Source organism: Embleya sp. NPDC005575 (assembly GCF_040605455.1).
GTDB lineage: Bacteria > Actinomycetota > Actinomycetes > Streptomycetales > Streptomycetaceae > Embleya.
In genome coordinates this window covers 1-8,106 of record NZ_JBEXCV010000249.1, presented here as the reverse complement: position 1 = coordinate 8,106, position 8,106 = coordinate 1, and the positions used below count along the sequence as shown (strand labels likewise).

At 71.2% G+C, this 8,106-nt stretch carries 6 protein-coding genes and 1 pseudogene; 3 read left to right on the top strand and 4 right to left on the bottom strand.

Translation table 11 applies throughout. The features are described from left to right. Positions 1 to 251: pseudogene (locus ABZS54_RS40770) on the bottom strand (hypothetical protein); the annotation flags it as partial. Between the two features lie 78 nt (positions 252 to 329). Further along, on the bottom strand, positions 330 to 1,775 hold the full coding sequence (locus tag ABZS54_RS40765) for an LCP family protein (protein WP_355547801.1): 1,446 nt from the start codon (positions 1,773 to 1,775) through the stop codon (positions 330 to 332). Positions 1,776 to 2,115: 340 nt separating this feature from the next. Between ABZS54_RS40765 and ABZS54_RS40760 the strand changes: the two genes are divergently transcribed. The 3 genes from ABZS54_RS40760 (at position 2,116) to ABZS54_RS40750 (ending at position 5,561) form a co-directional block, all read left to right on the top strand. Then, positions 2,116 to 3,189 (top strand): glycosyltransferase family 2 protein, encoded by a 1,074-nt coding sequence (locus ABZS54_RS40760; RefSeq protein WP_355547798.1) that lies wholly within the window; start codon positions 2,116 to 2,118, stop codon positions 3,187 to 3,189. Between the two features lie 223 nt (positions 3,190 to 3,412). Continuing rightward, entirely contained in the window at positions 3,413 to 4,945 is a 1,533-nt protein-coding gene (locus ABZS54_RS40755; protein WP_355547796.1) for a hypothetical protein, read from the top strand. Positions 4,946 to 4,967: 22 nt separating this feature from the next. Beyond that, on the top strand, positions 4,968 to 5,561 hold the full coding sequence (locus ABZS54_RS40750) for an acyltransferase (RefSeq protein ID WP_355547804.1): 594 nt from the start codon (positions 4,968 to 4,970) through the stop codon (positions 5,559 to 5,561). Between the two features lie 264 nt (positions 5,562 to 5,825). Here ABZS54_RS40750 and ABZS54_RS40745 read toward each other — a convergent pair whose 3' ends face one another. After that, a complete protein-coding gene (locus ABZS54_RS40745; protein WP_355547793.1) occupies positions 5,826 to 6,326 on the bottom strand; it encodes a GNAT family N-acetyltransferase in 501 nt (166 codons plus the stop codon). A gap of 139 nt (positions 6,327 to 6,465) precedes the next feature. Beyond that, positions 6,466 to 8,106: LCP family protein (locus tag ABZS54_RS40740; RefSeq protein WP_355547790.1), on the bottom strand; the 1,641-nt coding region annotated here is incomplete at its 5' end.

Below are 8,106 nucleotides of genomic sequence, written 5' to 3'. Positions count from 1 at the left end.
GGCGGCTGCGGCGGATAGGCGTCCGGACCGGGCGCCCGCTGTACCGGCGGCACGCCGGCCTGCGGCGAGTGCACCGCGGGTGCGGGCGGGTACCCACCCGGTTGCTGCGGTGGATACGCGTTCGGCGCCTGCGGCGGATGCCCACCGGGCGCCTGCTGCGGGTAGCCGCCGGGGCGGCTCGGAATCGTTCCCGGAGGGGGCTGCTGCGGCTGTTGGTCGCCATCCGCCCACCCCGGCGGCCAATTGTTCATGACATCGAAGCTTTCACTCGATCAGCCCCGAAGCAACCGAATGCCGACCTCATCGACCATCTGTTCCACAGTTGATGCTCACTTCTTACACGAGACTTCGTCACCGGATTTGGCAGAGTATGCCGGGTTCGGGGTCACGGCCACAGTCGGCTGCCCGTCGGACGCGCCACCGACCCGCACCGGGGTCGCCCCCGCGTACGACGAACCCGCGATCACCTCGATCGTCCGGCCCAGGCCCGCGACCTGCTCCAGGGTCGCGCCCGGCAGCGCGGCCTGCACCGACTTGACCGAGCGGTTCCACCTGGGGTCGTACCGGATGATCGTGCGCACGCCGTCGGCCGAGGTCGAGGTACGCGGCGGGCCGGCCATCGCGAAGCCGAGGCCCTTGAGGTCCTCGTGCGCGCGCGTACCGGGGCCTGCGGCGGACGCGCCGTTGTACACCTGTACCGAGATCTCGCTCGGCGCCACCTCCACCGACACCGGGGAGGGCGCGGGGGCGTCGGTCGGGCCCGGCGCGTCGGCCTTCTTCTCCGGCGACGGCGCGATCAGGTCCTTGTCCTCGCGGATCGCCTGGAACAGGGCCGCCGCCTTGGCGTTGTCCCACAACACCGTCGAGCCCCACTCCGGGACCTCGTGGTCGATGCTCTTGAGCGGCACCTGCGCGTAGGTGACGCCGGAGTTGGACAGGTTCCTGAGCTTGCCGCCCAACTCCAGGAAGGACTGCGGGCTCATGCCCTGGTCCACCTTGATCGACCCGAGCACCGCGTCCAGCACGTTCTTGAGCTTGAGCGGGTCGGTCAGCGTGCCGGACGACGTGGCCTTCGCGAGCACCTGCGTCATGAACTTCTGCTGGCGCTGGGTGCGGCCGATGTCGCCGGTCGGGTCGCTGGCGATGTACCGGGCGCGGACGAACTGCAGGGCCTTGACCCCGTCCAGCTTGCTGGTGCCCGCGGGCAGGTCGAGACCGGACTTGGGGTCGCGCAGCGGCTTGGGCGTGCACATCTCGATGCCGCCGAGGGTGTCCACGACACTGACGAACGAGACGAAGTTGACCTCGATGTAGTGGTCGATCCGGATCCCGGTCGCCTTCTCCACGGTGGCCACCGTGAGCGGTGGGCCACCAAGCGTGTACGCGGCGTTTATCTTGCCCTTGGACGGGCCGCGCTGTTCGCCGGTGGCCTTGTCCTTGTGTGCCGGGAACTCCACGTAGCTGTCCCGCGGCAGGCTGGTGATGGTCGCGCGATCCCGCTTGCCGTTGAGGTGCACGATCATCACCGTGTCGGTGCAGTCGCAGGACTCGCCGCCAGCGTGCAGTCTCTCAAGCGTGTCCTTGGAGATGCCGGCGCGGTTGTCCGAGCCGACGATCAGGAAGTTGAGGTCCTTGCCGGATCCGGTGTCCGGGCGATTGTCCAGGCCCTTGAACGGATCTATCCGCTGGATCTTCCCGTCGAAGTGCTTGACCCAGGCCCAGCCGATGCCGCTGGTCGCGAGGATCGCCGCCGCGAGCATGCCGGTGATCAACACGAGCCAATTGCGGCCGACGCCACGCTCGTTCCGTTCGCCGTTCGCGGTTCTCGCCGAGGACCGTCCGCCAGTCGTCGCCATGGGTGCGGTGTCCCTCCTCGCGGACCGAATCTCGTGCCGCCGTTCGCTGCGCACCCTCCCGGCGCACCGCGCGGATGTCCATCCGTACCCGCGTACCTCCAAAGGACGCCTGTGCGGCCGACCACGGTTGCGGTGCTGCGCATCGAACCACCGTAAAGCGGGATCGAGCGGCAACGGCCGCGGCACGCCGACGGCTCCGTGCGCTTGCCCGCTCGGTCGATGTCGGTGGACGGGTCCGTTCGCAGTACGCTCCAAGACGATGAATCCCACTGCCGACGAGCCCGCCACCCACGAACCTCCGGTTCGCCGAGCGGAGCCGCTCCCCGAAAAACCGCCCGTCTCCGTGATCATGCCGGTGCTCAACGAGTCCCGACACCTCGAAGAGGCCGTCGGTCGTGTGCTCGCGCAGGACTACCCCGGCGAGATCGAAGTGGTGATCGCGCTCGGACCGTCCACGGACGACACCGACGAGATCGCCGCCCGGCTGGTCGCGAACGATTCCCGGGTACGCACCGTCCCCAATCCCACCGGCCGCACCCCCAGCGCGCTCAACGCGGCGATCCGCGCATCGCGGCACCCCGTGATCGTGCGCGTGGACGGCCACGGCATCCTGCCTGCCCGATACATCTCCACCGCCGTCCGGCTGCTCGCGGAGACCGGTGCGGCCAACGTCGGCGGACTGATGCACGCCGAGGGCACCACCCCCTACGAGGAGGCCGTCGCCCGCGCGATGACCTCCAAGCTCGGGGTCGGCAACGCGCGCTTCCACACCGGCGGCGGCGCGGGGCCCTCCGACACCGTCTACCTCGGCGTGTTCCGGCGCGAGGTGTTGGAGGAGTTGGGCGGCTACAACGAGGAGTTCGAGCGGGCCCAGGACTGGGAGCTGAACTACCGGATCCGCGAGGCCGGATACCTGATCTGGTTCTCGCCCGAGCTCGAGGTCTCCTACCGCCCGCGGCCGACCACCAAGGCGCTGGCCAAGCAGTACTTCAACTACGGCCGATGGCGTCGGGTCGTCTCCCGGCACCACCAGGGCTCGGTGAATCTGCGCTACCTGGCCCCGCCGGCCGCGCTCGCGGCGGTGGCCGCCGGCACGGTGGTGGGCCTGTCCGGGCGCAAGGTCGGCTGGCTGGTGCCCGGCGGGTACGCGGCGGGCATCCTGGCCGGAGCCGCGTGGGAGGGCCGCGACCTGAGCCCGGGCGCGCTGGTCCGGCTCCCGGGCGTGCTCGCGACTATGCACGGATCCTGGGGTGCGGGCTTCCTGACCAGCCCCAAGAGCCTGGCCGATCGGGTCGAGGCGGGGACCGCCGGGGCCGAGGAAGAGCCCGGGTAGTCCGCCCTGTGCGGTGTCGCGTCGGCCCGAGTCGCCAGTGTGTGCGACCCGGGCCGATGTGCGTTCGAAGGGTGGTACGCACCGCCCGCTCGGGCCGACGCGCCGTCTTCCCGGCCGGAAACCGGGTCCTTTCGGTAAAGCCAAGTAACGTGGCCGCCCTGGTCACCGCTCGTCCCCGGTGACAGTCTGTGAACAGTCGGCACGGCCTTGGGAGACGACGGCGATGAGCGACAGGGACTCGGCTGTGGCCGCGGAAGTGGCGATCCCGGATGCCCGGCAGGCCGCGGAGGATCGCGCCTTCACCCCGCCCGAGCGGCTGCGGCGGCTCGTCGTCACCCACACGGAGGTGGGCGGGGAGTATCCGAACGATCCGGTCGAGGGTGCCTACGTGCTCCGGGTCGCGCCCGCCGAGACGGTCGCGGTGACCACCTCGGTCGAGGTGACCGAGACCGGCGTGGTGCGCTCCCTGCGGGTGCCGGTCGATCCGGTGCGCACCGCCCGATTGGCCGCCGCGCGGGCGGCGGTCGAGGCCCTCGACGGTGGCGGGGTGCTCAAGGGGCTGCGGCGGATCATGGCCCAGCGCGATCTGGAGGCGATCCGGCGCACCCATCGCGCGGAGGTCGAGCGGGACGCCGAGGCGTGGGCGCGGCGCTGCGAGCAGGCGTACGAGCCGTACGTGCGCGCGTTCGCGGCCGACGCGGAGCCGGTGCCCGTGTCCTCGCCGGTGCTGGGGATCGGCCCGACCAACACCGGCGGGCAGGGGCACGCGTGGGCCCGCGCCGTCGAGCGACACCTGCCGGGGGTGCGCGCCGAGGCGTCCGCGCTCAGCTCGGCGAACACCCTCGGCCACCCCAGAGACCAGGCGATCGCCACCGACGACTGGCTGTCCACACGCTGGCAGTTGGGTCGGCTGGCCCAGGTGCTGGACCGCTACACACATGTGTTGGCGGAGGGCGCGATGCCCGCGTTCGGCCGACTCGGCGGTTCGTGGGTGGACACCGACCTGGCCGAGCTGCGGGCGGCCGGGATCGCGCTCGGGCTGGTGCTGTACGGCTCGGAGGCGCGCGATCCGGCGGCGCACCGGGCCCGGGTGGAGTTCTCGCCGTTCGACCCGCGCTACGAGCTGACCCACGCGTTGCAGGCCAAGGTGGACCGGCTGCTGCCGATCCTGCGGGGCCTGGACGTGCCGACCTTCGTGGCCACGCCCGACCTGATCGCGGACGTGCCGGACGCGGTGTGGTTGCCGGCCGCGCTCGACCCTTCGGTATGGCGGACCCGAAAGCCGGTGCTGGCCCGCGAACGCCCGGTCGTGGTGCACGTGATGACCAGTCCGTTCCTGCACGGCACCGCGCGGATCGAACCGACCCTGCACCGGCTGCACGAGATCGGCCTGATCGAGTACCGCCGCATCCTGAACCGACCGGCCGCCGAACTCCCGGCGCTGTTCGCGGATGCCGACATCGTGCTCGACCAGTTCGCCCTTGGTTCCTACGGCACCACGTCGTGTCAGGCGCTCGCGGCGGGTCGGCTGACGATCTGTTACCTGCACGAGTCGGCGACCGAGCATCTGCCGGCCGACCTGCCGATCCGCGGCGCGGATCCGAACTCGCTGGCCGAGGTGCTGGAGGAGGTGGTCGCCGAACCGGCGGCGGCCCGCGAACTGGCCGCGCGGGGCCCGGCGTACGTCGCCGAACACCACGACGGTCGGCGCTCGGCCCGCGTCCTCGCCGATTTCCTGGGCGTGGCGGCCGAGTGAGCACTAGCGTTCGGGGGTGGCTATCGACCCGAGCGCGGATGTGGACGAGTCGGCGATCATCGGCGAGGGCACCCGTGTGTGGCACCTCGCCCAGATCCGGGAGGATGCGGTCCTCGGCGCGAACTGCGTGATCGGCCGCGGCGCCTATGTCGGCCCCGCCGTCCGGATCGGCGCCAACGTCAAGGTGCAAAACCATGCGTTGGTCTACGAACCCGCCGTCCTGGAGGACGGCGTCTTCATCGGCCCGGCGGTCGTGCTGACCAACGACATGTATCCGCGCGCGGTTACTCCCGACGGCCTGCTCAAGGGCGAACAGGACTGGCACGCCCAGGGCGTGACGGTCCGTCAGGGTGCCGCGGTGGGCGCCCGCAGCGTGGTCGTCGCGGGCGTCACCATCGGCCGCTGGGCCCTGATCGCGGCCGGCGCGGTGGTCCACCGCGACGTTCCCGACCACGCCCTGATGGCCGGCGTCCCGGCCCGCCGCATCAAGTGGGTGGGCCGCGCCGGCGTCCCCCTGACCCCGGTGGGCGACGGCCACTGGCGCTGCCCGGAGACCGGCGAACTGTACGCGGAGCGCGATGACGAATTGACCCTGACGACACCGGTGCACGGGTAGCCGGCGCGAGATCCGGCTGCGCGACGAGCAACCCCAGCGCGCGAGAGGCCGCCGGAGCCCGCTCACCGAACGGGTTCGGCCGCCCCGCGCGGGCCCGGCTCGGGTGCGTCGGGGGTCCGGCCCGGTGGGGCCGGTGGGGCAGGTCCCGCGCCATCACGATGCGCGGGCCGCGGTTGGCGCCCCCGTAGATCTGCATGATCTTCGCGGCGCGTGCGTGCGGCTGCCGGGGAGCCGGACCCGTCCACGCTCGTCGCCCTCGTCGGCTCAGTCGACGTCCAGCGTGGCCTCGATGGTGTCGCCGTCGAGGGTGGGTTCGGGGAGCTGGTGGAGTTCGGCGCCGGCGGTGGTGAGGAGGCGTTGGGCGGCGGTGTTCGCCTCGGTCGTGCTCGCCACGATGCGGCTTGCGCCCTGGGCCTTGGCCTCGGCGCGCAGGAGGGCGACGACGGCGTGGCCGATGCCTCGGCCGCGGTGGGAGCGGCCGATCCACAGACCGGTTTCCAGGGCGTCGTCCGGGGTTTTCGGGGCGGGCTGGAGACGGGCCGCGCCGACCACGCGGTCGGCGACCAGGATCGCGTAGGTAGTGGGGGTTGCGGCCCATTCGTGATGAAAGGCCAGGAAGGCGGCTCGGCGGTCGGTGGTCCAGCCGGGCGGGCCGGGTACGGCCGGCATCACCTCCGCCGGGTCGGCGTCGGTCACCGCGGTGTCCAGGAGGGCGGCCAGCAAGTCTTCGTCCAGGCGGCGCAGTCGCACCCGTGCGTTGTCCACCCCCGGAGCCTGTCCGTCTCCGACGACCGCCGTCAAACGCGTTGCCGCGCCGCGACCCCGATCGCCCGCACCGCCGACGGCCGCCCGCGCCTCCCGGTTCGGGAGGGCGGGCGGCCGTCGGCGTGTGCGCGGGGTGCGGTTACTTGTTCTTCTTCGGCGCGCAGACGTTCTTGTCGGCCGTCTCCAGGTCGATGTTCTTCGGCGGCTCACTCGGCGGGGCCCCCGCGGCCGGTGGTGGCGTCGCGGGGAAGTCCTTGCCGATCAGGACCTCGAAGCGGGTCAGCGTCGTGGATGTGCTCTCGACCAGTGCGCCGTCCCCGAGGCCGGTCGCGGCTGCCAGCGCCTTCGCGGCGTCCAGACGGCCCTTGGGATAGGTGATGGTGCTCGTCGCGTGGATCTTGCCGTCCCTGGCGTTGCCCGACGCGACCGCGACGAACTTGCGCCCGACCAGGTCTGCCGCGACCTCGTTGGCGCGCTTGTTGACGCCCCCGCCGTTGCGTACGTCGACCTTGACCGTGGCCGGATCCACCTTCGGCGCCTCGGGCGTCGGCGCCGCCGGCGGTTGCTCGCCCGCGGGCTTGTCGTCCTTGGTGACGGGCGTGTCGCTGCGCAGCATCGCCATCAGGTTGTTCGCCTCGGGCTGCTTGGGCTGCACCTTGGACTTGGCCATCGGCGGGTATTCCTCGATCGGCAGCGTGGTGAACGCCATCCGCTTCTCCGGGACCTTCTTCAACTGGTTGCCCAGCGAGATCAGCTTGTCCACGGCACCGAGGCCCTTGTCCACCGTCAGTGACTCCACGGCGATGTTGGCGATCTTGAACATGCCTTCGACGTTGGTCAGCGACGCGCTGTTCTTCAGCTTGCGGGTGAGCGCCATCAGGAACGCCTTCTGCGCCTTGATCCGGGCCAGGTCGCTGCCGTCGCCGAAGGCGTGCCGCGCGCGCAGGAACTTCAGCGCGGTTTCGCCGCTGAGGTTCTGGTCGCCGGCGTCGAGCTTGAGGTCGGTGCCACCGCCTTGGTTGGGCAGGACCGGGTCGTTGATCGGCTCCGAGATGCACATGTCCACGCCGTCGACGGCGTCGGTCATCTTCTTCACGCCGGTGAAGTCGATCATGATGTAGTGGTCCACCTGGACCCCGAGCATCTTGTCGACCGTGGACACCGTGCACGGCGGGCCGCCGTTGGCCAGGCTCTCGTTGAACGACTGGGGCCCGTTGGACGCCGGATAGGTCTTGCCGTCCACGACGCACTTGGGTATCTGCACCATGGTGTCGCGGGGGATGCTGACCAGGGTCGCGTTGCTGCGGTCCGCCGAGACGTGCATCAGGATAGTGACGTCGGCAAGGCCCTCGGTGTGCTCGGACGCGCCGTACTTCTTGCCGAGGCCCTTACGGCTGTCGTTGCCGATCAGGACGATGTTCAGCGGCTTGCGCCCGAACGCGTCCTCCTCGGCCTTGGGAACGTCCTCGCTGCCCGCGTTCTTCGCGGTGGTGGTTATTTTGCTGTCGAGGTACTTCTTGTACCCGTACGCGGTACCGGCGAGCACCACGAGCAGGCCGACCACGGAGATGGCGATCCACTTGAGCCGCTTCTTGACCTTGCTCTTCGGCGGCCCCTCGCTCCGCGCGCCACTGCGGGCTCCCGCGCGTCCCGAGGGAGCGGTACCCGCGCCCTCCCGGCGCCGGGGTGGGTCGTCGTCGGCTTCCCGACCGGAGGCCGCGGCCACCGCGGAGGGGCGCCGGCCCTCGGGGCTCGCGGCCCGCGAGCGCGGCCCGGGTAC

What these genes read in the sequence shown, in the direction of transcription:
- ABZS54_RS40760 (WP_355547798.1), top strand. Translation starts at nt 2,116, where the DNA reads ATGAATCCCACTGCCGACGAGCCCGCCACCCACGAACCTCCGGTTCGC.
- ABZS54_RS40755 (WP_355547796.1), top strand. Translation starts at nt 3,413, where the DNA reads ATGAGCGACAGGGACTCGGCTGTGGCCGCGGAAGTGGCGATCCCGGAT.